Annotated in this window: 15 protein-coding genes, 2 tRNA genes and 1 pseudogene; 5 read left to right on the top strand and 13 right to left on the bottom strand. The window is 53.8% G+C overall.

Going from position 1 to position 22651, the window contains the following annotated elements:
• Positions 1 to 17 precede the first annotated feature (17 nt).
• Positions 18 to 6125 (bottom strand): yersiniabactin non-ribosomal peptide synthetase HMWP2, encoded by a 6108-nt coding sequence (gene irp2 / locus ACJHWT_RS18670; protein WP_000623056.1) that lies wholly within the window; start codon positions 6123 to 6125, stop codon positions 18 to 20.
• Positions 6126 to 6315: 190 nt separating this feature from the next.
• Positions 6316 to 7275 carry a yersiniabactin transcriptional regulator YbtA gene (ybtA, locus tag ACJHWT_RS18665; RefSeq protein WP_000140405.1) on the bottom strand — a complete coding sequence of 320 codons (960 nt, stop codon included), beginning with the start codon at positions 7273 to 7275 and terminating at the stop codon, positions 6316 to 6318.
• A 256-nt stretch (positions 7276 to 7531) separates the two neighbouring features.
• On the opposite strand from ybtA, the gene ybtP reads away from it, so the two are divergent.
• Genes ybtP through ybtS form a run of 4 tightly spaced genes read left to right on the top strand, consistent with a single transcriptional unit; the run spans position 7532 to position 13638 of the window.
• On the top strand, positions 7532 to 9244 hold the full coding sequence (gene ybtP / locus ACJHWT_RS18660; RefSeq protein WP_001317926.1) for a yersiniabactin ABC transporter ATP-binding/permease protein YbtP: 1713 nt from the start codon (positions 7532 to 7534) through the stop codon (positions 9242 to 9244).
• Positions 9231 to 11033: a yersiniabactin ABC transporter ATP-binding/permease protein YbtQ gene (gene ybtQ, locus ACJHWT_RS18655; RefSeq protein ID WP_000654453.1), complete on the top strand. Its 1803-nt coding sequence runs from the start codon at positions 9231 to 9233 to the stop codon at positions 11031 to 11033. Before ybtP ends, ybtQ begins: the two co-directional genes overlap by 14 nt.
• Positions 11026 to 12306, top strand: coding sequence for a yersiniabactin-associated zinc MFS transporter YbtX (ybtX, locus tag ACJHWT_RS18650; protein ID WP_001286292.1), 1281 nt, complete (start codon positions 11026 to 11028; stop codon positions 12304 to 12306). Before ybtQ ends, ybtX begins: the two co-directional genes overlap by 8 nt.
• Positions 12307 to 12333: 27 nt before the next feature.
• On the top strand, positions 12334 to 13638 hold the full coding sequence (gene ybtS / locus ACJHWT_RS18645; RefSeq protein ID WP_000703035.1) for a yersiniabactin biosynthesis salicylate synthase Irp9/YbtS: 1305 nt from the start codon (positions 12334 to 12336) through the stop codon (positions 13636 to 13638).
• Positions 13639 to 13831: 193 nt separating this feature from the next.
• Here the strand turns inward: ybtS and ACJHWT_RS18640 are convergent, their stop codons facing one another.
• From ACJHWT_RS18640 to mtfA, 3 genes are all read right to left on the bottom strand, one after another.
• Entirely contained in the window at positions 13832 to 15094 is a 1263-nt protein-coding gene (locus ACJHWT_RS18640) for a tyrosine-type recombinase/integrase (protein ID WP_000480162.1), read from the bottom strand.
• A 161-nt stretch (positions 15095 to 15255) separates the two neighbouring features.
• A tRNA-Asn gene (locus ACJHWT_RS18635) sits at positions 15256 to 15331 on the bottom strand.
• Positions 15332 to 15431: 100 nt separating this feature from the next.
• Positions 15432 to 16229 carry a DgsA anti-repressor MtfA gene (gene mtfA, locus ACJHWT_RS18630; RefSeq protein ID WP_001300801.1) on the bottom strand — a complete coding sequence of 266 codons (798 nt, stop codon included), beginning with the start codon at positions 16227 to 16229 and terminating at the stop codon, positions 15432 to 15434.
• A gap of 93 nt (positions 16230 to 16322) precedes the next feature.
• Here mtfA and ACJHWT_RS18625 point away from each other — a divergent pair.
• A tRNA-Ser gene (locus ACJHWT_RS18625) sits at positions 16323 to 16412 on the top strand.
• Between the two features lie 27 nt (positions 16413 to 16439).
• On the opposite strand, the pseudogene ACJHWT_RS18620 reads toward ACJHWT_RS18625, so the two are convergent.
• The 8 genes and pseudogenes from ACJHWT_RS18620 to ACJHWT_RS18585 all read right to left on the bottom strand — a co-directional run bounded on the left by ACJHWT_RS18620 (position 16440) and on the right by ACJHWT_RS18585 (position 22609).
• A pseudogene (locus ACJHWT_RS18620) lies at positions 16440 to 17490 on the bottom strand (tyrosine-type recombinase/integrase).
• Positions 17490 to 17693 (bottom strand): DUF4224 domain-containing protein, encoded by a 204-nt coding sequence (locus ACJHWT_RS18615; RefSeq protein WP_000096344.1) that lies wholly within the window; start codon positions 17691 to 17693, stop codon positions 17490 to 17492. Before ACJHWT_RS18615 ends, ACJHWT_RS18620 begins: the two are co-directional and overlap by 1 nt.
• A gap of 58 nt (positions 17694 to 17751) precedes the next feature.
• A complete protein-coding gene (locus tag ACJHWT_RS18610) occupies positions 17752 to 20223 on the bottom strand; it encodes an exonuclease (RefSeq protein ID WP_065203452.1) in 2472 nt (823 codons plus the stop codon).
• 92 nt (positions 20224 to 20315) lie between these two features.
• Entirely contained in the window at positions 20316 to 20507 is a 192-nt protein-coding gene (locus tag ACJHWT_RS18605) for a DUF1482 family protein (protein ID WP_016235603.1), read from the bottom strand.
• Positions 20504 to 20692, bottom strand: coding sequence for a cell division inhibition protein DicB (gene dicB, locus ACJHWT_RS18600; RefSeq protein WP_000449192.1), 189 nt, complete (start codon positions 20690 to 20692; stop codon positions 20504 to 20506). The genes ACJHWT_RS18605 and dicB overlap by 4 nt, the downstream gene beginning before the upstream one ends.
• Before the next feature lie 549 nt (positions 20693 to 21241).
• Positions 21242 to 21460: a protein YdfC gene (gene ydfC / locus ACJHWT_RS18595; RefSeq protein ID WP_001171942.1), complete on the bottom strand. Its 219-nt coding sequence runs from the start codon at positions 21458 to 21460 to the stop codon at positions 21242 to 21244.
• Between the two features lie 71 nt (positions 21461 to 21531).
• The gene (locus ACJHWT_RS18590) at positions 21532 to 21831 is read right to left on the bottom strand and encodes a hypothetical protein (protein WP_042030300.1); all 300 of its coding nucleotides are present in this window, start codon (positions 21829 to 21831) and stop codon (positions 21532 to 21534) included.
• Between the two features lie 358 nt (positions 21832 to 22189).
• Positions 22190 to 22609, bottom strand: coding sequence for a helix-turn-helix domain-containing protein (locus ACJHWT_RS18585; protein ID WP_000233320.1), 420 nt, complete (start codon positions 22607 to 22609; stop codon positions 22190 to 22192).
• Between the last annotated feature and the right edge of the window lie 42 nt (positions 22610 to 22651).

The following is a 22651-nucleotide window of genomic DNA, read 5'->3' as shown; positions in this document are numbered from 1 at the left end:
AATCAGTTTGCTTCGCGCTATATCCGCCGCTGACGACGGCGAACAGGGCGAGGTCGTTGTGTTTTCTCCACCGTGGCGACGCCGGCCAGATAATCGGCCAGGGCAGCAGGAGAAGGGTGGGTGAAGAGGTCAAGCAACGTCAGGGTGGAAAATTCGTGACGTTGTAACAAAACGTGCAGTTGCACCAGATTCAGCGACGTTGCGCCCGCCTCAAAGAAGTTTTCTGCGGGCGTGACAGACTCGCCAACCACCTCGCGGAAGGCGTCGCAAATCAGGCTGACGGTGCTCTCGTCCGCCGCAATGTGTGGCTGAGAGTGCTCAGGGCATACGCGCGGTGAGCGCTCTGCGCATTGCCCTGCGTGTTTAACGGGAGGCACCAGCGCGGCGAGCGGCAGTTGCCAGCCGCTTTCATCCTCGGCCATTCGGTTTAGCAATGCGCAATACTGTTCAAACTGGCGCTCCACCTGCCCGGCAGGAAACAGCGCGGCGACAAAATCCCAGTTAAAGCGCAGTTCGCCTTCGGATTCATAAATCTGGTGATCGAGCCAGACCTGCGGCGTCTGGGAGATGCCCCAGACCGGTTTGAGCAGATTACGCCGGGCGAGGAAGTTATCCTGCTCAAAGCCCAGCGCGCTGGTAAAGACGACGGGCATCGGAACGGCTGGCACGTTTTGCCGTTGCGCCAGTTGACGCATCACGCGGATGGCTGACACATCGCGGTGGTTGAGGTTCTGGCTCAGCCGCTGCTGTAGTGACTGCGCGCTGTGCAGCCAGCTTTCGCCGGGATGCCAGCTCAGCAGCATCAGCGAGGTGAAATCGCCCAGAATCTGGTTGATTTGCGGGTGCAGCGGTCGCCTGTCGAAAAGCGTAAGGTTAAGCGTGAAGTCAGGCTGTGCACTCCATGCAGAGAGAACCGTTGACCACACCGACAACAGTACGGCCGACGGGGTGAGATGGGCGTCAGCCGCCCGTTTTTTCAGCCGATGCCAGCGCGTGCTGTCCAGTGCGCCGTTCAGGCGGGCGAAGCGCGGTGTTTCAACCTCCTGAGGCAAGCAGCGCAGCGGCAACGCAGGCGCCGGAGGAATATCATCAAGCTGCGCCTGCCACCATGCCAGAGAATCTGGATTGGGCGACTGTAGCGAGGGTTGTTGCAGATAATCCCTGAAGGTGACGGGCAGCGGCGGAAGCAGCTGTTGCGGGTAGCGGTAGCCGTGCTCCAGCTCCGCCAGCAGGATCTGCATGCTCAGACCGTCAAGCAACAGGTTATCCAGACACAGCCACAGGCGGGCAGGCATCCCGTCCACGTATCCGACCTGGAGATCGAATACCGGCCACACTTCGGGGTTGAGTACCTGATGCGCCAGTTTTTCGCGCACCCGCAACGCCTCTTCAGGCGTATGGAGGGTGTGTGCGGGTATCACCCAGGGGGGCGTCTGTTCGAGCACCTGTTGCTGTCCATCACGCACGATGGCGCGCAGCATATCGTGGCGGGCGATTAATCGGTTCCAGACCGTCTCCAGCCGGGTGAGGTCCAGATCGGCAATTTCAAATTCAACAAATAAATGTGAGCCGACGCCGCCCAGGGCAAAGCCCGGCTGACGCCCCACCAGGTAAGCCTGCTGCACGTCGGTAAGCGCAAAGGGCTGGTAGCGATCTTCAAGGGAGTGGACGAATGGTTGTTCGACCGGGACGTCGGTTTTCCGCAGCGTGGCGGCAAAATCCGCCAGCCGGGGATGATTAAACAGGTCGCTTAATTGCGCTTCATAACCTGCCTGATGAAGTTGCCCGGTCAGACGGGTCGCCAGCAGGCTATCGCCGCCTTGCTGGAAGAAGTCGGTTTCTCTGGTGACATTGTCAGTTGATAAGAGTTGCTGCCAGAGGGCGGCAACCTGTTTTTCAATGTCGCCCTGGGGTAAATCCGCTTCGGCCGGGTTTTCCGCTTCAGGGGTATGACGACGCTTCAGCGCCTGGTAGTCAATTTTCCCGTTAGCTGTCAGCGGTAAGGCGTCGAGGAAGACGATCCGTTGCGGCACCATCCACCCCGGCAGACGCCCGGCGAGGGCGGCCTGAAGTTGACGGGGATCGCGGCGCACCTGCCTGTCAGGACATTGTACGAGGAAGCGTTGTAACCCCGCGACCTCATCGCCATGCTGACAGTTGAAGCCGGCCGCGCTAAATAATGCCGCCCAGTCGGCGCTGTTATGCAGCAAGGCCTCCGGCTGCCCATTGGTTAACAGGAGCGTGCTGAGTAGGGCGGACGGCGTTAACTGGCGAAACTCCATCACGTAGAGCAGCGCGCCGGGAACGGCAAGCTGTTGTAATGTCGCAAGGAGCCCGGGATCTTCCGGCAGCAGACGATGCAGGGCGTTATTAAGCCAGATAATGTCCGCCGAGTGAGCGTGCGCCGCCAGCGTGTCTGCATTCCAGAGGGACAGACGGGCGCCAGGCCAGGGGGCGAGCCTCTGCCGGGCGCTCAGCAGCATCTCCTGGCTCTGCTCAAGCCCGACATACTCAATCTGTCCGGCGTTGAGCTGTGCTAACAGCGATTCTGCGGCGCGGCCAGTGCGGGTTCCCACCTCAAGCAGGCGTACCGGGCGCTGTAAGCGCTGTGCAAGCTGTTGGCAAATTGTCGCCAGTTCCTGAATATACGGGGCGCTGGCCGGATGGTTAAAGGCCAGGCTTTCCGGCGACCACTGCGCGTCGTTCAGTAACGACAGTTCGTTACGGGCACCGCGAAGAATTTGCGATAACGTTAAATCATGTCCGCTGAAGTGCGGGTGCTCATCCTCGCGTTCTTCACCAGCGCAGACCTGATAACCTTCAGCAGCGGGCTTCAGTCGCCGTTGTGTCACCAGAAATGCTAACCAGCGTTCCACCACGGCCTGCCAGCGCGGCTGGATAGCGAGTGAGTTCATCAGGGGGAGAGGATCGGCGCCAGCGGTGTGACCCGGCTTCAGTTTTAGCAGGCGATGCTGAAGGAAATCGGCTACCTGTTCTGCGGAGATCTCTGGCGAGATGGCGCAACAGGGCAACGTTCCCGCAAGCGTGTGCCACGCCTGCGGCAGTACCGGGTTCCGATGATCGGTAACGCAAAAAGCCTCGCCCTGAGGAACAACGTATGCCGCCAGCGTTTTTTCTTTTTCGCCGATCGCCAGAACGGTTGCTTGTTTCACCCCCACCAGCTGGCTGAGCGCGCTTTCGATTTCGCCCAGCTCGATGCGATATCCTCCGACTTTGACCTGCTTGTCGCGACGACCGAGGAACTCGATTGTGCCATCTGGCCAGTAGCAGCCGAGATCGCCGGTGCGATACCAGCGCTCGTCCGGGAGCGTCAAAAATTGCTGCTCGCTACGCAGGGGATCGTTGAAATAGCCTTCCGCGACCCCAATGCCGCCAATCCATAATTCACCCGGCACCCAGTCAGGGCAGTCCCGGCCCTGTTCATCCACCACCCGGTAGCGTTGGTTGGTTAGCGGAAAACCGTAAGGGATGGAGCGCCAGTGGGCGGGGACGTCGTGAATTTCGCAGGCGTTAGACCAGATAGACGCCTCGGTGGCGCCGCCCATCGCGATAAATTGTCCTTGTGGCCGGAAGGCCCGATAACGGGCGGGGAGGTCAAGCCCGATCCAGTCGCCGGAAAGCATCACTGCGCGCAGGTTTTCCGGCGTGGCGTCGGCGAAACCTTCACACCAGGTCAGCAGCATATCGAACAGCGCCGGGACGCTGTTCCAGAGCGTGACCTGATGGCGCTGGATCAGCTCACACCATGCGTGAGGATCGCGCCGTTGATTTTCCATCACCATCACCAGCGCGCCGCCCGCGCGCAGTACGCCAAAAATGTCGTAAACCGATAAATCAAAATGTAGGGCGGAGAGGGCCAGCACCCTGTCATGCGGGCCAACCTGATAGCGGGTATTGATATCGCAACAGGTGTTAAGCGCTCCCCGGTGAGAAATGACTACCCCTTTCGGCGTACCGGTAGAGCCGGAGGTGTAGATAATGTAGGCCGGTTGCGTGGGGGCGCGTACTACCGGGTTGGCGATCGGCTCCGCCTCAATGGCCTGCTGCCAGGCAAGGGCGGGAATATCGTCTGACCCGGCGCTGGCGTCGTGCTGACAAATGAGCACCAGCCGGACGCTGGCGTCAGCGTAGATTTTCTCGCGCCGTGCGGCAGGCTGATCCAGCGAAACCGGAACGTAAACCGCCCCGGCCAGCAGGACGGCCAGAACCGCAACAAGTTGTCCTGCGCCTTTCGACATCGTGATAGCCACATTATCGCCGGGCTGAACCCCGCACTCGATTAACCTGCCCGCGCAACGGCGGGCATAGTCTGTCAGCTCATGATAATTCCACTGATAACGCATGTCCGTTACCGCCAGCGCCTGCGGCTGTTGCAGAGCGATACGGAAAATGCCTTCATGCAGCAAGCCTTCGGGAATGGGGGCGCCGGTGGCGTTGACCCGTTCGCGTATCGCGCGCTGGCTGGCGGGCATCATATCTGCGAACGGCTTTTGCCAGGCGCTTTCGTCATCGCAGAGTTGGTTAATCAACTGGCAGTAGGCGTCGAACAATGTTTCGACTAACGCCGGAGGGAACAGCGCGTCGTTGCTGTCCCATTGTAGCCAGACCTCGCCGTGATGCTCGAACGCCAGATGATCTATCCAGACCTGCGGCGTTTGCGAGATGCCCCATTCCGGCTCGCCCAACGGCGATTCTGCGCGGCTGCTGTAGAGGGAACGCCCCAGATTGCTGGTAAATACCACCGGGGCGCCGTGGGGGTAGCGCTGCTGGCGTTTGAGTTCACGGAGTAATTCGACGCCGGACCAGTGGCGATGCTCCCAGTCCTCCGTAAACGTGAGCTGGTTTTTACGCGCCAGGTTGCTGACGGTATCGCCATCGCAGGCGGTATCCAGCAGAAGAATATTGGTGAAGTCGGCAAGCATCGCGCCAACCGCCGGTTGCAGCGGCTGGCGGTCGAATAAGGTGATGTTAAGCAGCAGACGCGTCAGGCCGCCCCAGCGAGCCAGCACGGCAGAAAAACAGGTCGCCAGTGCCATTGTCGGCGTCACGCCATACTCGCCGGCCCGGTTGCTAAAGGCGTGCCAGCGTGTTGCCGGGACAATCATGCGGCGTCGGGTATTACGGACTTCACGTAGCGTGGCGGGTTCGCAGGCCAGCGGCAAGACGGGCGCGGGGGGAAGCGTCGATGCTTTCGCCAGCCAGTAAGCGCGCGCGACGTCTCTCAGTGGTTGATTGATCTTCTGCTGGTGCAGCAAATACGAGCGGAAATCATAGCGGGTGTCGATAGCCGGCAGCGATTCTCCGGCCAGCAGGGCGTTAAGCTCATCGAAGAAAAGCGTAAAGCTGGAGGCATCCATAATCAGCAGGTCAATATTGACATGGAGGCGGTGGCGATTGTCCGGCAAGAGCGTCAGCTGAAAATCAAACGTTTCGCCGATTTCCACGCGTAAAAGACGGTGGCTCAGGCGCTGGCGCAGTGCGTCCAGATAGGCCTGGCGGCTTTCAGCGTCGTTATGGCGTAAATCATGAACGGTGACGCCGTTCCAGTAAGGTTGCGGTAGCCAGACCTGCTGCCCGTCGGGGCGAAAGGCGATATGCAGCATTGGGTGGCGTTGCAGCAAGGTCGTGATGGCCTGCTCCAGCTGCGACGCCGTCAGACAATGGCCTTCAAACTCCTGATACAGGTGGCAACCCACGCCGCCAAGCGTCTGCCCCGGCATGCGGCCCGTCAGGTAGGCGTGCTGTACTGGCGTCAATGGGAAGGGGGTACTTTCGGTCATGTTCGGCCAGGATGATTCGTCGGGCGGCGTTTCTTCTTCCGCGTTCTCCGGCGACCGGCTGAGCATTAACTGGTTCCATGCCGCCAGCGTGGGGGCGGCATACAGCTCGCGAAGGGTAAGGCGGTAGCCATTTTTACGAAACCAGTGTAACCATCTCATCAATCTTATGGAATCCAGGCCGGCCTGGATCAGGTTGCTCTCTTCATGTAACTGCTGCGGCGTTAAATTCAGTTCCTGTATGAGCCGCTCGCGTAATTGTTGGTAATCAGCCGCGTGGCGGTTGTCCGGTAACAGCGAATCCTGAGATGGTGCGCCAGAAATCATTCTTCCTCCTGATGGCACGTCTTACCGAAAAGCATTACTCATATGAGAATAATAATTATTAACAATTGAATGCTACCCGAAACGGGTTTATTTATGCCCGTTTCGGGTTGGTAACAGGCGGAAAGAACAGAGGCCCGGATGGGGTATCCGGGCCTCTGTCAGGGAGGAGTTTAGGGGGGCGCGACCCCGGTTACATCCCGCGTTTAAAGGTCGAAGGAGTTACGCCAAACTGTTTCTGGAAGGCGGCAGAGAAATGGCTGGCGTTGGCATAGCCCAGATCGGCCGCCACCGTCATGACGGAGGTATTGCCGTTGGCCAGGCGTCTTCTGGCTTCCTGCATTCGTTCAGCCTGAAACAGGCCATAGACGCTGTTGTTGAACAGAACGCGGAAGCCTCGCTTAATTTTGAGAACGCTCAGACCGGACTCTCTGGCCAGCTCCGCGACGCCCGGCGCTTGCGTCAGATCAGCCAGCAGCAGATCCTTCGCCCGCAGCAGTTTCTGGCGTTCCATCGGGTTGAAGTGGCAGGAGAGGCAACTGGCGTCTTCGCGATGTTCATCCAGCACCAGACTGAGCATGACCAGACTTTGCCCCTGCAACCATAGCGTCGACGGCTTTTGTTCATGACTGAAGCCGCCGTGCATGCGCATCAGCGCGTGACGCAAGGCCTGAGCCGTTAAGTGGGTTTCAGCATTACAACGCTGCTGCTGGCAACAGCAGTGGGAGTCGATCTTATTCTTAATGACCGCGCTAATATCCGGCACCCACAGCGCGAGGGTTTCAGGGCTGAAGGAGAGGGTAATGCTCTCGAATCGGCCACAATAGGAGGCGCTGCCGCGACAGTCTGGCGTATGGGTAATGTAATGGCGATTGCGCGCAAGCTCCCAGTCGGTGTGGCGCCGGAGTCCCTGAATCGCAAAGCGCGATGTGCCTTCCAGGATGCACGAGAAGTTAATCCTGCCCAGATCGTCGTGTAGCTGCAACGTCTCTGGCCGCGCAAAATGGCCCCTCCAGAGCAAAATATCCATACCTTCCTGCAACGAACAGCGCAGCAGTTCACACTGAGCAGGAATATTGCCATCGTTTGCAGGTTTCCCGACCACCAACTGGTGAATAGAGATTTCAGATTGCGTTTGCGGTGACTCCGTCATGACCTGGTTATCTCCCTGTGGCTTAGACCAATGCGGGTATAAATAGAACCGAATGGGGTAGATGAGTTATTGATAATGGTTATTATTCACATTAATTCTCAGAACGCCACCCTGAATTGTCGTTTTTGGCGTCCGTAAAAATTCATCAGGAAATTCAGTTACTCCCATGTCATCTCAATCATCCAATACTGAATCGCTGTCCCGATTTCCTCTCTGGCAGGTGATTACACCGGTTCGCAGGAAGGTTATTTTAGCTATGGCGCTGGCGGGGCTGGCGGCATTAACCAGCCTGGGGGCGCTCCTTTTTCTGGCGTGGAGCCTGCGTGACATTCGCGCGACGCCTGACGCTATTCCGGCCTGGCCGCTGGGCGGCGTGATCGGCTGCGTGGTCTTAACTTTTGTTCTGCGCTTACAGGCGTTCAACACCTCTCATTACGCGGCTTTTCATCTGGAGAACATTCTGCGCAGCAGGTTAGCCCGTAAAGCATTGCAGCTTCCGCCTGGCGTGTTACAGCAAATGGGCAGCGGGTCAGTGGCGAAAGTGATGCTGGATGACGTGAAGTCGTTACATATTTTTGTGGCCGACAGCACGCCGCTCTATGCCCGCGCGATCATCATGCCGCTGGCGACAATCGTTATCTTGTTCTGGCTGGACTGGCGGCTGGCAATCGCGACGCTGGGGGTACTGGCGTTTGGATCGGTTATTCTCGTGCTCGCCCGCCAGCGTTCGGAAAATATGGCTCAGCGTTATCATAAGGCGCGCGAGCAGGTTAGCGCGGCGGTTATTGAGTTCGTGCAGGCCATGCCCGTGGTGAGAACGTTTGATAGCGGCAGCACCAGTTTTTTGCGCTATCAACGCGCCCTTGAAGAGTGGGTCGATGTGCTCAAAACCTGGTATCGCAAAGCCGGTTTTTCAGCGCGTTTTTCCTTCTCGATTCTGAATCCTCTCCCGACCCTGTTTGTCCTGATCTGGTCGGGATACGGCCTGTTGCACTATGGCAGTTTCGATTTTATCGCGTGGGTGGCCGTTTTACTGCTGGGCAGCGGAATGGCCGAAGCCGTAATGCCAATGATGATGCTCAATAACCTGGTCGCGCAAACGCGTTTAAGCATTCAGCGTATTTATCAGGTTCTCGCGATGCCGGAGTTATCGCTGCCGCAGTCTGACCAGCAGCCGCAAGAGGCGAGCATTACCTTTGAGCAGGTGAGCTTTCATTATCCGCAAGCGCGTACTGGCGCCGCGTTGCAGGAGGTGAGCTTTCATGTGCCTGCCGGGCAAATTGTGGCGCTGGTCGGGCCAAGCGGCGCCGGAAAAAGCACCGTGGCGCGCTTGCTGCTGCGTTACGCCGACCCGGACAAAGGCCATATCCGTATTGGCGGCGTGGATCTGCGTGATATGCAGACGGACACCCTGATGAAGCAACTCTCGTTTGTGTTTCAGGACAACTTCCTTTTTGCCGACACGATAGCCAATAACATTCGTCTGGGCGCGCCGGATACGCCGCTGGAGGCGGTTATAGCGGCGGCCAGAGTGGCGCAGGCCCATGATTTTATTAGCGCTCTGCCAGAAGGTTACAACACTCGAGTCGGGGAACGTGGGGTATTTCTCTCCGGCGGCCAGCGGCAGCGCATTACTATCGCCCGGGCGCTTTTGCAGGATCGCCCCATCCTGGTGCTCGATGAGGCGACGGCGTTTGCTGACCCGGAAAACGAAGCGGCGCTTATCAAGGCGCTCGCGGCGGCCATGCGTGGCCGGACGGTCATCATGGTCGCGCATCGTCTCTCAATGGTGACTCAGGCCGATGTGATATTGCTGTTTTCCGACGGACAGCTCAGGGAAATGGGGAACCATACGCAACTGTTGGCGCAGGGCGGCCTGTATCAACGGCTCTGGCAACACTATCAGCAGGCGCAGCATTGGGTGCCGGGTGGAACACAGGAAGAGGTGGTGGAAAATGAAAGACAATAATCCTGCGGATAACCTGGCCTGGCGCGTCATCTGGCGCCAGCTTATCTCCAGCGTTGGCAGTCAGGCCAGGATGCTGCGACGCAGTATGCTGGCGCTGTTGCTGGCGGCATTCATGCAGGGGATCGCCTTTGCCTGTCTTTATCCGATCATTGATGCGCTGTTACGGGGAGACGCGCCGCAACTTCTTAACTGGGCTATGGCCTTCAGCGTCGCCGCAATTGTGACGCTGGTGCTACGCTGGTATGGCCTGGGCTTTGAATACCGTGGTCATCTGGCGCAGGCTACCCATGAGTTGCGCCTGCGACTTGGCGAGCAGTTACGCCGCGTGCCGCTGGAGAAGCTCCAGCGCGGCAGGGCGGGTGAAATGAACGCCTTGCTGCTGGGCAGCGTGGATGAAAACCTCAATTATGTTATTGCGATAGCCAATATTTTGCTGCTCACCATTGTCACGCCGCTGACGGCGTCGCTGGCGACATTGTGGATAGACTGGCGGCTGGGGCTGGTGATGTTGCTGATCTTCCCTCTGCTGGTGCCGTTTTATTACTGGCGCCGCCCGGCGATGCGGCGACAAATGCAGACGCTGGGGGAAGCGCACCAGCGTCTGAGCGGCGATATCGTTGAATTTGCTCAGGGGATGATGGTATTGCGCACCTGCGGCAGCGATGCCGATAAAAGCCGGGCGCTGCTGGCGCATTTCAATGCGCTGGAAAACTTACAGACCCGCACTCACCGTCAGGGCGCTGGCGCAACGATGCTGATCGCCAGCGTCGTGGAGTTGGGCCTACAGGTGGTGGTGTTATCCGGGATCGTCTGGGTAGTGACGGGCACTCTGAACCTCGCCTTTTTGATTGCCGCCGTCGCGATGATTATGCGCTTCGCAGAACCGATGGCGATGTTTATCAGCTACACCTCGGTTGTGGAACTGATCGCCAGCGCCCTGCAACGGATTGAGCAGTTTATGGCGATAGCACCGCTTCCCGTCGCAGAGCAAAGCGAGATGCCGGAACGTTACGATATCCGCTTTGACAACGTCAGCTATCGCTACGAAGAAGGCGACGGCTACGCGCTTAATCATGTTTCTTTGACGTTCCCGGCAGCCAGTATGAGCGCGCTGGTGGGTGCCTCCGGCGCAGGCAAAACTACGGTCACCAAACTGTTAATGCGCTATGCCGATCCGCAGCAAGGGCAGATTTCTATTGGCGGCGTCGATATTCGCCGCCTGACGCCGGAACAGCTCAATAGCCTGATTTCTGTTGTTTTCCAGGATGTCTGGCTGTTTGATGACACGCTGCTGGCGAATATCCGTATCGCGCGCCCACAGGCGACGCGGCAGGAGGTAGAAGAGGCCGCCCGCGCGGCGCAGTGCCTTGAGTTTATTTCCCGTCTTCCGCAAGGCTGGCTGACGCCAATGGGAGAGATGGGCGGCCAGCTATCGGGCGGCGAGCGCCAGCGGATTTCCATTGCCAGAGCGTTATTGAAAAACGCGCCGGTCGTCATTCTCGATGAACCGACTGCCGCGCTGGATATTGAAAGCGAGCTGGCGGTGCAAAAAGCGATCGATAACCTGGTTCACAACCGGACGGTGATTATCATCGCTCACCGTTTATCCACCATCGCCGGGGCCGGAAACATTCTGGTGATGGAAGAGGGACAGGTGGTTGAGCAGGGTACTCATGCGCAATTGCTCTCACATCATGGACGTTATCAGGCGCTGTGGCAGGCGCAAATGGCCGCGCGCGTGTGGCGCGACGACGGGGTTTCCGCGTCTGGAGAGTGGGTGCATGAGTGATGTTCAGTCGAATGTGAAACCGCTGACGTTGACGACCGGGCGGGTGATTTTTGCTATTGCCGGCGTCTATGTGACGCAGAGTCTGGTATCGGCGCTGTCTATGCAGTCCTTACCCGCGCTGGTGCGCGCTGCTGGCGGTTCGCTGGCGCTTGCCGGTGCGACAACCCTGTTTATGCTGCCCTGGGCGCTGAAGTTTATTTGGGCGCCGTGGATCGAGCGCTGGCGGCTTCCGCCCGGTAGCCAGGAACGCCGTTCCCGCATGTTAATCCTGCGTGGTCAGGTCGCGCTAGCGGCGATCCTGACTATTGTCGCAGCGATTGGCTGGTTTGGGCGAGAAGGGGGATTCCCCGATACGCAAATCGTCGCGTTATTTGTTCTGTTTATGGTGGCAGGCACGGTCGCCTCCACCATTGATATCGCCAGCGACGGTTTTTGTGTCGATCAACTGACCCGCACGGGTTACGGCTGGGGAAACAGCGTGCAGGTCGGCGGCAGCTATCTGGGAATGATGTGCGGCGGCGGGGTGTTCCTGATGCTGTCGGCGGCATCCGGCTGGCCTGTCGCCATGCTGATGATGGCGGTGCTGATTATGGCGCTGTCACTCCCGCTGTGGCGCATTACGGAGCCGACGCGAACAGCGACTATCCCGCATGTTCCGGCGTTAGGTTATGCGCTAAGGAGGAAGCAGGCTCGCCTGGGCTTACTGCTGGTATTGATGCTGAATTCAGGCATGCGGTTTGTGCTGCCTCTTCTGGCACCGCTGTTGTTGGATCATGGGTTGAGCATGTCCGCATTGGGCGCGCTGTTCAGCGGCGGCAATATTGCAGCGGGCATAGCAGGAACGCTGGCCGGCGGATTGCTGATGAAATACACCTCACCCGGCAGAGCGCTGTTGACGGCTTATGGCGTCCAGGGGATCGCGCTGCTGGCGGTGGTGATGACTCTCATGATGGCGCCGGGTCATCTGCTGCTGCAGATTCTCCAGTGTCTGGTCCTTGTCCAGTCCATTTCGCTGGCCTGCGCGCTGGTCTGTCTTTACGCCACGCTGATGTCGCTTTCATCGCCTTTGCAGGCCGGTGTCGACTTCACCCTCTTTCAATGTACTGATGCGGCAATCGCCATTCTGGCAGGCGTTATCGGTGGCGTTGTTGCTCAACATTTTGGCTATGCGGCCTGCTTCCTGTTTGCCGGGGCATTCACGTTGCTGGCGGCGTGGGTTGCTTATATCCGGCTGCATTCGGCAAGAGAACTGATGACAAGCGCAATTGATTGATCCGGGAATAACACAGAGAGGTAAGGGATGAAAATCAGTGAATTTCTACATCTGGCGTTACCAGAGGAACAATGGCTGCCGACGATTTCTGGCGTTTTACGCCAGTTCGCAGAAGAAGAGTGTTATGTCTATGAGCGTCAACCCTGTTGGTATTTAGGCAAAGGGTGCCAGGCACGGCTGCACATTGATGCCGACGGAACGCAGGCGACATTTATTGATGATGCCGGGGAGCAAAAATGGGCGGTGGATTCCATTGCCGACTGCGCGCGTCGTTTTATGGCGCATCCTCAGGTGAAAGGACGTCGGGTATATGGACAGGTTGGGTTCAACTTTGCGGCGCATGCGCGGGGGATTGCCTTTAACGCCGGGGAGTGGCCGCTGCTGACGTTAACCGTTCCCCGTGAAGAACTTATTTTTGAAAAGGGAAATGTCACCGTTTATGCGGACTCCGCCGACGGGTGCCGACGTTTGTGCGAGTGGGTAAAAGAGGCCGGTACAACGACGCAGAACGCACCACTGGCGGTGGATACCGCCCTCAATGGTGAGGCATATAAACAACAGGTTGCGCGCGCCGTTGCGGAGATCCGCCGTGGCGAGTATGTCAAAGTGATTGTCTCGCGCGCCATTCCCCTGCCATCGCGGATTGATATGCCCGCCACGCTGTTATACGGGCGGCAGGCAAACACGCCTGTGCGCTCGTTTATGTTCCGTCAGGAAGGACGCGAAGCGCTGGGCTTTAGCCCGGAACTGGTGATGTCAGTGACGGGCAATAAAGTGGTCACTGAACCGCTTGCGGGCACCCGCGATCGCATGGGAAACCCGGAGCATAATAAGGCGAAAGAGGCAGAACTGCTGCACGACAGTAAAGAGGTGCTTGAGCATATCCTTTCTGTCAAAGAAGCTATTGCTGAACTGGAGGCTGTTTGCCAGCCGGGCAGCGTGGTGGTTGAAGATTTAATGTCGGTTCGCCAGCGCGGCAGCGTTCAGCATCTGGGGTCTGGCGTGAGCGGTCAGCTTTCGGAAAACAAGGATGCCTGGGATGCGTTTACCGTGCTGTTTCCGTCGATTACCGCCTCAGGTATCCCTAAAAATGCTGCTCTGAACGCGATTATGCAAATTGAGAAGACGCCGCGAGAGCTTTATTCCGGCGCAATCTTGCTGCTGGACGATACGCGCTTTGATGCGGCGCTAGTTCTGCGTTCCGTATTTCAGGATAGCCAGCGCAGCTGGATACAGGCGGGGGCGGGAATCATCGCGCAATCTACGCCGGAACGCGAACTGACAGAAACCCGGGAGAAATTAGCGAGCATTGCGCCCTATTTAATGGTGTAGGAGTAACTGTTTTCTAACCTCACAACCAGACTGTCCAAAGACAATTGAGTCGCTCTTTGATTCCTCTGTGACTCTATTGTCTTCTTTTGGGATAAAATAGGTGTTTTTCGTCATGAAGTTGATAAAAGTCTATATAGAACCACCTCCTGTGGAGGTGGTGGTAATTTGCCAGAGTGAGGGATTCGTTAGTATACTATGGGATAAACTTATTTTTACCAATTGTATAAGGCGGTGCATAAGATTCTCGGCATGCTTCCAGATAATCCGACCACCACTGCATAATCGCTTTGCGGGCTTCTAGGTGCTCTGCCTTATGAATATAAGCCATGCGCACGGTATTGCGCTCCTGATGACTCATCTGGCGTTCTACTGCGTCCTTTGCCCATAAACCCGATTCCATCAGCGCACTGCATGCCATTGCCCGGAAGCCGTGACCGCAGATATCCTTTTTCGTGTCGTAACCCATCACCCGCAGTGCCTTATTGACCGTGTTTTCACACATTGGCTTATACGGGTTATGGTCGCCGGGGAAGATCAGTTCATTATTACCGGTGATATCCTTAATCTGTTTCAGAATGGCGATGGACTGTTCTGAGAGGGGGACGATATGCGGCATTCGCATTTTTGCCCCGCGGCCGGAATAACGCACGCCAATAATGGGTTCTCGCGTCGCGGGTATCGTCCAGACTCGGTTTGTGAAATCAATCTCTGACCAGCGGGCGAAACGCAGTTCACTGGAGCGAATGAACACATGCAGCATCAGCAGAACGGCATGCCGGGTCAGTTCACGGCCCTGATGATATGCCCCAATACGTTCAAGCAGTTCAGGCAGCCGCTCCAGCGGCAGGGCAGGATAGTGCCGTCTGACAGGAGGTGTGGTCACGCCGCCAAGGTTTGCTGCAGGGTTCGTATCGATTAACTCCTGATGGACCGCATGGCGCATTATGTTACTCAGGTGCTGCCGTGTGCGGGACGCAACCTCCAGCAGACCTTTTTCCTCGATCCCTTTCAGCAGGTCAATGAAATGACGGGGTTTAAGTTCTGATACAGGTAGGTTCCCGATGACCGGAAAGATGTGATTGTTCAGGCTGGCAAGCAGACGGTCGGCGGTGTTCTGCGACCATTTCCTGTTACTTTTATGCCACGCCAGCGCCAAGTTTTTAAAAACTTTCTCCGGTGTTCGTGAGCCACGTTCAGCAGCCCGCTGCTGTACCGGGTTGATATTCAGCGCCAGCATTTTACGGATACCTTCACGTTGCTGTCGCGCATCAGACAGGGAGATGGCTTGATAGGCACCCAGCGCAATGCGGGATTCTTTACCGCTAATACGGTATTTGAGATACCAGTGGCGGGAGCCACCCGGCTTGACCAGCAGATACAGACCGTGAGAATCGGAGACTTTAAAGGGTTTATCAGAAGGCTTGAGGGTGCGGATTTTTGCGTCGGTAAGGAACATATGGGGGGCACTCCATTATCGAACTAACCTGACCCCAGATTTGACCACCAATTTTTCCCGATGCGTAGGGTAAAATCAAAATGCACCGAGAAGAGTTTTCACACTAACCTGTTGAATCAACATCAGATAAAGATTTGCAAGGATGCATGAAAACAGAAAATTGGCTCCTCTGACTGGACTCGAACCAGTGACATACGGATTAACAGTCCGCCGTTCTACCGACTGAACTACAGAGGAATCGTGTGAACGGAGCGCATATTACTTAGCGGTATCTTGTCTGTCAACACTAAATTTCATAAGCCATTTCAATTGGTTAATTAATCTGCAAAGTTGTTAATTAATGAACATTCGTCGCCGAAAACGAGTCTGTATCATTAGCGTGATGCAGTCTCTGCAAAGGATCTTGTTGATAAAATTGACAGAAACGTTGCCACAATGAAGGGAAACGAGGAGCAAAAAGTTCTGGGGCGCTAAAGAAATATTCAGAAAGTACGGCAAAACATTCAGCAGGATCACTGGCAGCATAAGCATCAATGCTCGCCGCATTCTCACCAACTAATTCGATTTCTTCCTGAATGTTGTTCATTGCAGCATGAAGATCGTGTTCCCAGCCAGCAACCTCACGCAACGAAATAAAGGGAACTCCGCTGGCGCGATCGCCGTTACGGGTGTCCAGCTTATGAGCGACTTCATGAATAATCAGGTTAAAACCAGATGCATCAAAAGAATCTTGTATATCCAACCAGTTCAAAACGATAGGCCCTTGCTGCCAGCTCTGACCTGACTGAACAATACGTTGGTTATGCACCAGACCGATATCGTCTTCCCATTCATCATCGACCACAAATGGCGCAGGATAAATTAAGACTTCATGAAAACCATCCAGCCATTCCAGTCCTAACTCCAGAACGGGCAGGCAAAATAGAAGTGCTATCCGGCAGCTTCTTAATGAATCCAGTTCAAAGCCCTGTAAAGGAACAAGCCGCTTTTGCTGTAAAAAACGTTCGGCAAGAGTGACTAATTTGCTTTGTTCCTGTTCCGTCAGACCCGTTAAAAGGGGGATCGATAGTGCTTCCTGCCAGGGAAGGGCAGTTTGATGTGCTGATTCTTGTACTTTCCAGGGCCACTTAATCATCGTTTTGCTCGCAAACTCGTCACTTGAACAAAATTGCACGGACAGGGACTGTTAAAATGCCAAATTTCCTGACATCATGGCAACCATCTGAACGGAGAGATGCCGGAGCGGCTGAACGGACCGGTCTCGAAAACCGGAGTGGGGGCAACTCCACCGGGGGTTCAAATCCCCCTCTCTCCGCCAAAATTCAATCACTTATACATCATTAAGTCAGTGACAAAAATCACACTTGGAATTACTTGGAATATTTTCTTGGAATATTTTCAGGTAACGGGACATCAAGTGTCGGTGAAACTTTAACCTTCCTGTCATAGATTAGCACTTGCCCCTCGGTTTTGTGACCAGAGAAAAGTTGCTTATCCCGACTGCTTCCTTCATAGTCTGAAATTCCTTTCGCCTTCAGATCATGAAAGGTGAAGTCGGTTAAAATACCTGAAATTTTGCCTGCGCGATTTCTTGCTTCTACCCACATTTCGTTAAAGCCTTTGTACATATATCGGTTGCCGTATTGATTGCTGATTACATAGGCGGATGTTGGTAACTGTTTTGCTTTTTCGATCGCCGCCTGTAATCGTGGACTCCATGCTTTTATCTGTTTTTTTCCTGTTTTCCCTTGCTGGATAAAGATCCCGTCGTTTCCAATCTGCTCCCATTTCAGCGATAACACATCGGAAACCCTCGCTGCACACAGATAGGCAATTTCCATTGCGATAAAAACAGGAAGAGGTGCAACGCTTAATACTGCCTGGTATTCTTTGTCGGTTACATATCGTTCGCGGTTTTTGGCCTTGAATTTACTTACACCTGCACATGGGTTAGCCTTCACGTACCCTCGCTCATACCCCCAACTGTAAACGCGGGACATACTGCTTTTTTCATGGTTGGCTTGCGTTTTACTCTGTTCCCCTCTCTTGTCCATGTATCGACGGATGTGTTCTGGTTTTATGGAATCTGCCGGCACCTTACCGAATACGGCAAGCAACTTTTTTTGATGTTGCAGATAATCTTTTTGTGTTCTTGGACTGAGGTCACTGTAATAGGCGCTGGCGAGGAATTTTTCCCACAAGCGACCGAATGTCATTGCACGATCGCGATTATTTATAGTTTCCTCATACTTTTTCCATAAAGCAGCTAAACTATCCTTGATGGCGGTTAGTGTTACAGATTCTCTGGATGTTGGTTTCCATACATAACTATATTTATTTGGGTATACATTTGGAGGTAATTTTTCGTGTTCAGGATTTTTCCTTCGTCTTCCCATCAGATCGCACCAAAATTCGGCTCTACCTCGCGTGGTGGTAAAGTTTTATTGCAGGTAAATAGATCCCGGCTGACAATCGGTTTGCCACTACGATTGGTATAGAACGGAAGCCCGTTTTCCATTAACCATTTTCGCTGGTGGCTTGCATATTTGCAGCCCGTTAATATTAGCAATTCATCTTCGGTTAAAAATAAGCTGCTCATGGCTATATCTCATAACCGCCGCTAACTATATGCGGTTAGCGGCGATCAGGGTTGAACATTAAAAATCAGCCTGACTCGGGATCAGTTTTTGCCAGATAACTGAAACGTATTTTGCCTGGTAACGGGCGTCATCAAGTGCATTATGGCGCTCACCTTCGAATGGAATAGCCGTTCTGGCATCGAAGTCTATGGCTTTCCCCAGCTCAACGATTGTGCGTACATCGCGATCGTTGTAGTAACGCCACGGGCAGGGGATCCCCTGCCGTTCGTATGAACGGCGCAAAATCGTGTTGTCGAAGTTGGCTCCATTTCCCCAGACCTGAACAAAAAATTCACCGGAGTTTTCGTCGATAAATTCCCGCAATTGTAACAGTGCATCATCTAACGGGATTTCATCGGTCATAATGGCAGATTGCGCTTCGCGTGATTGTTTAAGCCACCATTTAATGGTGTCCCGATCAATGACTCCGCCAGCAGTTTCCAGATCGATAGTCTTACTAAATTCCGGTCCCATATCTCCGGTTTGCGGATCGAAAAATATTGCACCTATTGAGATAATCGGGGCATCGGGATTTTTTCCCATGGTTTCAAGGTCGATCATCAGATGAATCCCCGCTCTGCTGGTGGATGTGAGATTATGATGACTGTTCGCCTTAATTAAGGGGTCTGACGCCTCGCCAGTTTCACTATCGCTGGCATGATGCTGATTGCCGCCAGTGTTCTCCTTGTGCTGATGTGCAGTACCTTCCATTTCCTCCGGATCATTTTCCTGAACTTCAGGCTGATTCTCTTCATCGAATATTTCCTGGTATGTTGCGTCGCCTATCACCGCGCCACAATCAGGGCAGTTGCCGCCGCCGGTCTGACCGCAGGCGGTGCAGACTTTTTCCGGTTCCTGTTGCGCCACTGGTTCAGGCTGTTTCGTTTCTGGCTCGTTTTGTAACGCATTTGGGCTGTTTTGTTCCGCTTTCTGGTCGTTCTGTTCCGTTTCTTGCTGGTTCTGGTTCACAGAATCGCGGGTTTCAATCCCCTTCACCCATTTCGGATCATTCGGGTCGCTAATCCCTGCAACAAATTCACCACGTGATGCGGCGAGCAACTGATTGGCGTCAGGCTGGCTGATATTGGCTGCCTGCATAATTTTCTTTACTTCGTCAGCGGTAACTTTTACCGGTTCTGGTTGTTCAGAATTTTGTGCGGTATTTGCATTTTGCGGTAAGCCTGTGTATGTGCCATTTTTTCGGGCAAAATATTCTTCTTTTGTGATTTCAGTAGCCCCGGCAGCCAGCGCCTTATCCAGACCAGAAAGTTTGTTTGCGCGACCGTATTTTTCGCAATCCTTGTCGGTGAAGAAGAAGTAGAACGGCCCCTCACGCTCTACAGATGGTTCGACTTCCACTTTGCATTCGGTTTTTTCGTTGTCCGGAATTGCCGTTTCCACTGCATCAGTTTCTGGTACTGGCGACGAGAGAGTATCAGTTGCGCTCTGATTTCTTCCTTCATCTTCAAACACGCCCTTTGTAGTCAGGTATTCAGTAATGTATTTGTTCAGTGCCACAGGGTCTTTGTGAATGTCGATCGGACGTTCACGGACAAGGCCAAAAATAGTCTGGCGGTCGTAGCGAAGGGCATCAGGCTGTTTGCGCATTGATGCCGAGATACGCTTCCAGTCTTCGCGGTCGTTGTCGATAACTTCATTTTTTGCCCAGCGATGGATGCTGCCGTCAATGTTTCCGGCATCCACATCACCAGGCCAGAGAGCGTAGGCCAGTTCGTCATCCAGTGTTTTCCATGTCTGCTTATATTCGCGACGAATGACTGCAGTGACAGGGGGGATTTTTTCTGCTGAGTTTTCAGTGTGCTGTCGGTGGACTCTGGCGCGGGCGAGATCAACAACAGACGTGTATTTTCCGGTTTCCTTGCGTTCACCTTCGCGACGTTTTTTCCAGATGCGCATCTCTGCCTGAATTTCGGGCCATTTGGCACCAGGCTTACATTTATGCTTAACCCACCCGATGGCATGCAGCTTAAGCTCCGGATACATGGCGTTAACTTCTGGCATTTTCATCAACGCTTCAACGATATGTCCGTCGAATGTTGCCATGTCTTCCTGCAACAATTCCTGCGCGCTAATCACCATATCAACGGTGATGTTTTCACATGTGTCGAACTTAACCATGACAGCGTTCTGTACTTCAGGGGCCAGCTTGTCAAAAGGGACGTTCATCGGATCTGATTCAGTCTCAACCGGGACAAAGGAAGTAGCCCCCTCATCCCAGCGGTTTTCCTGCATATATTCAGCATCCCATGAATCGAGGGCAGGGCGGGGTATACCGGGTTTATCCTCGCAAACAAGAAATTTATAAGCGCAGTCCTGAGCAGCCGGATAATGCTCCAGGAATTGCCAGTGAAATTTTGCGCGGGCGCGACGTTCATCACCGGCTTCAATGGCAGTGGCTACAGCGACTGCACCTTCTTCCTTTATTGCCTGTTCGTCCGGAATGGCGGCGCAAATAAAGACTTTACTCATTTTGTTTTACCTCATTACAGATTTAAGGGTGAACAAATCCCTGCCATTGCTGGCATATAAGAATGAAATCGGATGTTTATTACGGAACTGTTTTAAAGACCTGCCGGGATTTCGCTATTATCCTGGTGAATAACTTTATCGACAGGGTAACAGTTACCGGGAATTTTCTGTTCGGTTGCTGCAGTCACACACTCCTGCATTGTCCTGTGAACACTGACTGCAATATCAACTGGCTCTCCGGAAACAAGAAAAACTGTCAGAACAAGTGCAAATGCTGTATTCATTGCCAGCATCCTTTTTGTATCGGACGTAAACGGGCCAGCATTGAAAGAATGCATATTTTATTTAATAACTCCCGTTCGTGTTTTCTCTTGTTAATGGCATCTTCAGTAAATACAGGGTTACTGATAGTGACACCAATTTCAAAACAACCTTCAGACGTATTAACGTTTGGTAATAACGTTTCCATTATCGCGTCCTCAACAATGAATTTTGTGATGCGGTGCCTGGTGCCTCCAGGTGACGTTAACCAGTTAACAATTAACGCCGGATACAGAGAATCCACCCATAACACTGTTTTTGGTTTTAACTGTTCCGCGTGCGCTTAGCCGCATTCACTGCATCACAAAATTCACTTTAAAAAGGGTGGCAGAGCAGTCACGGAGTAGAACTGATGCCACCAAAGACTACACATGGATATTGTGGCGGGGCTGTCACTTAAGCGTATGGTCAGCCTGACAACCCGGTGTCCTCAAGGGGAAGGAATAACCCCGCCATACTTACCGCCGCGCCATTTCGCGGATTGCCACAACCGGAAGCGCACGATCGAATTAAATTTAACGACAAAGTACAGAGAGACGAGCTTCTCCGTGTGCTTTCGCGTTATGCTCTGACTTTTCAGAGAAATATCCTTTCAGTAAACTGTCAGTGCCGGATGTTCACCCGTGTCCGGCGCACGCACTCCACTTCACCCGTGGAGAACTCCTTAATTACCAACCTTAGCTTCGTTGGTTAGCTATTAACGCGGGTATGTAATCATTCTGGCAATGCTTAATGCCGCTGCTTTTTCCAGATTGGTGATATCCTGCTCCAGAGCGGACAGATTTTCAGCCTGCTTAGCCCTGGCTTCATTGGCCCATTTCAGATCCTGCGCTGCATTAATTTTCTGGCGCATCCACTCATAAAGTTCATCATCGGTATAGTCTGGCGCGATGATGACGGGTTCTCGTTTCTGCATGTCGGCTCCTTGTGGTTAGCGTTGCCTGCTTTTAACCACGTCAGGCGAGGTGGTATCCTCTGAGGGGTCTGTTACTCGAGAGGAAATTGGTTATGAGTACAATCAAGTTTTCTTGCCCAGAATGTGGTGGCGAAGTCTTTGACACATCCTTTAAGCCGCAGGGCTCTGACAGTTTCGCGGGAGCCATCTGCAAAAATTGTGGTCACCTTGTAACTGAAGATGAGTCCTCGCAGTTCGATGACGAAATCGTTGACAATATCTTCGGTGCACTCACCAGAGACTTTCTGAAGTAAAGGCGCATACCGCTTAGTTACCGCTCTGATAATTCTTACCTGTCCGGCAATGGCGCTGATGTCAATATAAAGCGCCATTGCTGCTTCTTTGCCGATCCCGGGATGCCTTCCATTCTGATGTTTGACTTCGCCCACTGAGAAATCCTCTGTTTCCCCTTAACGCCGGGGTAGCGGAACAAAAACCTGCTGCATAGTTATTAAAGTTGAACCCTGCCGTCATGTTCTTACGCCTCGGGCTGGCTACTTAACCCCTGACCACTGCCTGGTAACTCGAAGTATTGCCCTGCATTCTGTGGGGCGGGGTGGGTGGCAGGTATATAATGTACTTTGCGTTCATTTTTGTAAAGTACTTTTAGTACATTTTGTGTGTAAAAAAATGAGATGGGATAAAGTGAAGCACAAACCCGGAGGAAGGCGCTACCGGATTTATGCTGGTTTAAGAGGCTTTTTGTTTTTTCTTTCGTGCTAACTCTTCGTAAATTGCATTGTACTTCTGTTTTTTCTCTTCAAGAGTTTTTAAAAGTTCATCTGTCTCACTGTCAGGGAGCTCGTCCAGAAGGTCAATGATGATTTTTTGTCTTGGATTTAACTCCTGATAGAAACGTACCTGTCCACTTTCTTCTGTATCCTCTCCCAAAAGATAGGTTGGTGTTGTTCCTATTAGTGTTGCTAATTCCCTTAATTTCTCCCGGCGAGGAATTGTTTCGCCATTAAACCATTTGCTAACCGCTTTTGGTGTTAATTTCATTCGACGGGCAATTTCTGCCTGCCTTCCATGTTGTTCATAACCAGCGTTTTCACAGGCTAGCGCAAGCCTACTGGCGAACTCTTTACGCGCTTTATCTTCATGAACCATAAGTTCAATGATATTCGCTCTTGAATGTACTGTCAGTTCTGT

It is taken from the genome of Escherichia sp. WS338, assembly GCF_046486405.1.
GTDB classification, from domain to species: Bacteria; Pseudomonadota; Gammaproteobacteria; order Enterobacterales; family Enterobacteriaceae; genus Escherichia; species Escherichia coli.
This window is presented reverse-complemented; position numbering and strand designations above follow the sequence as displayed.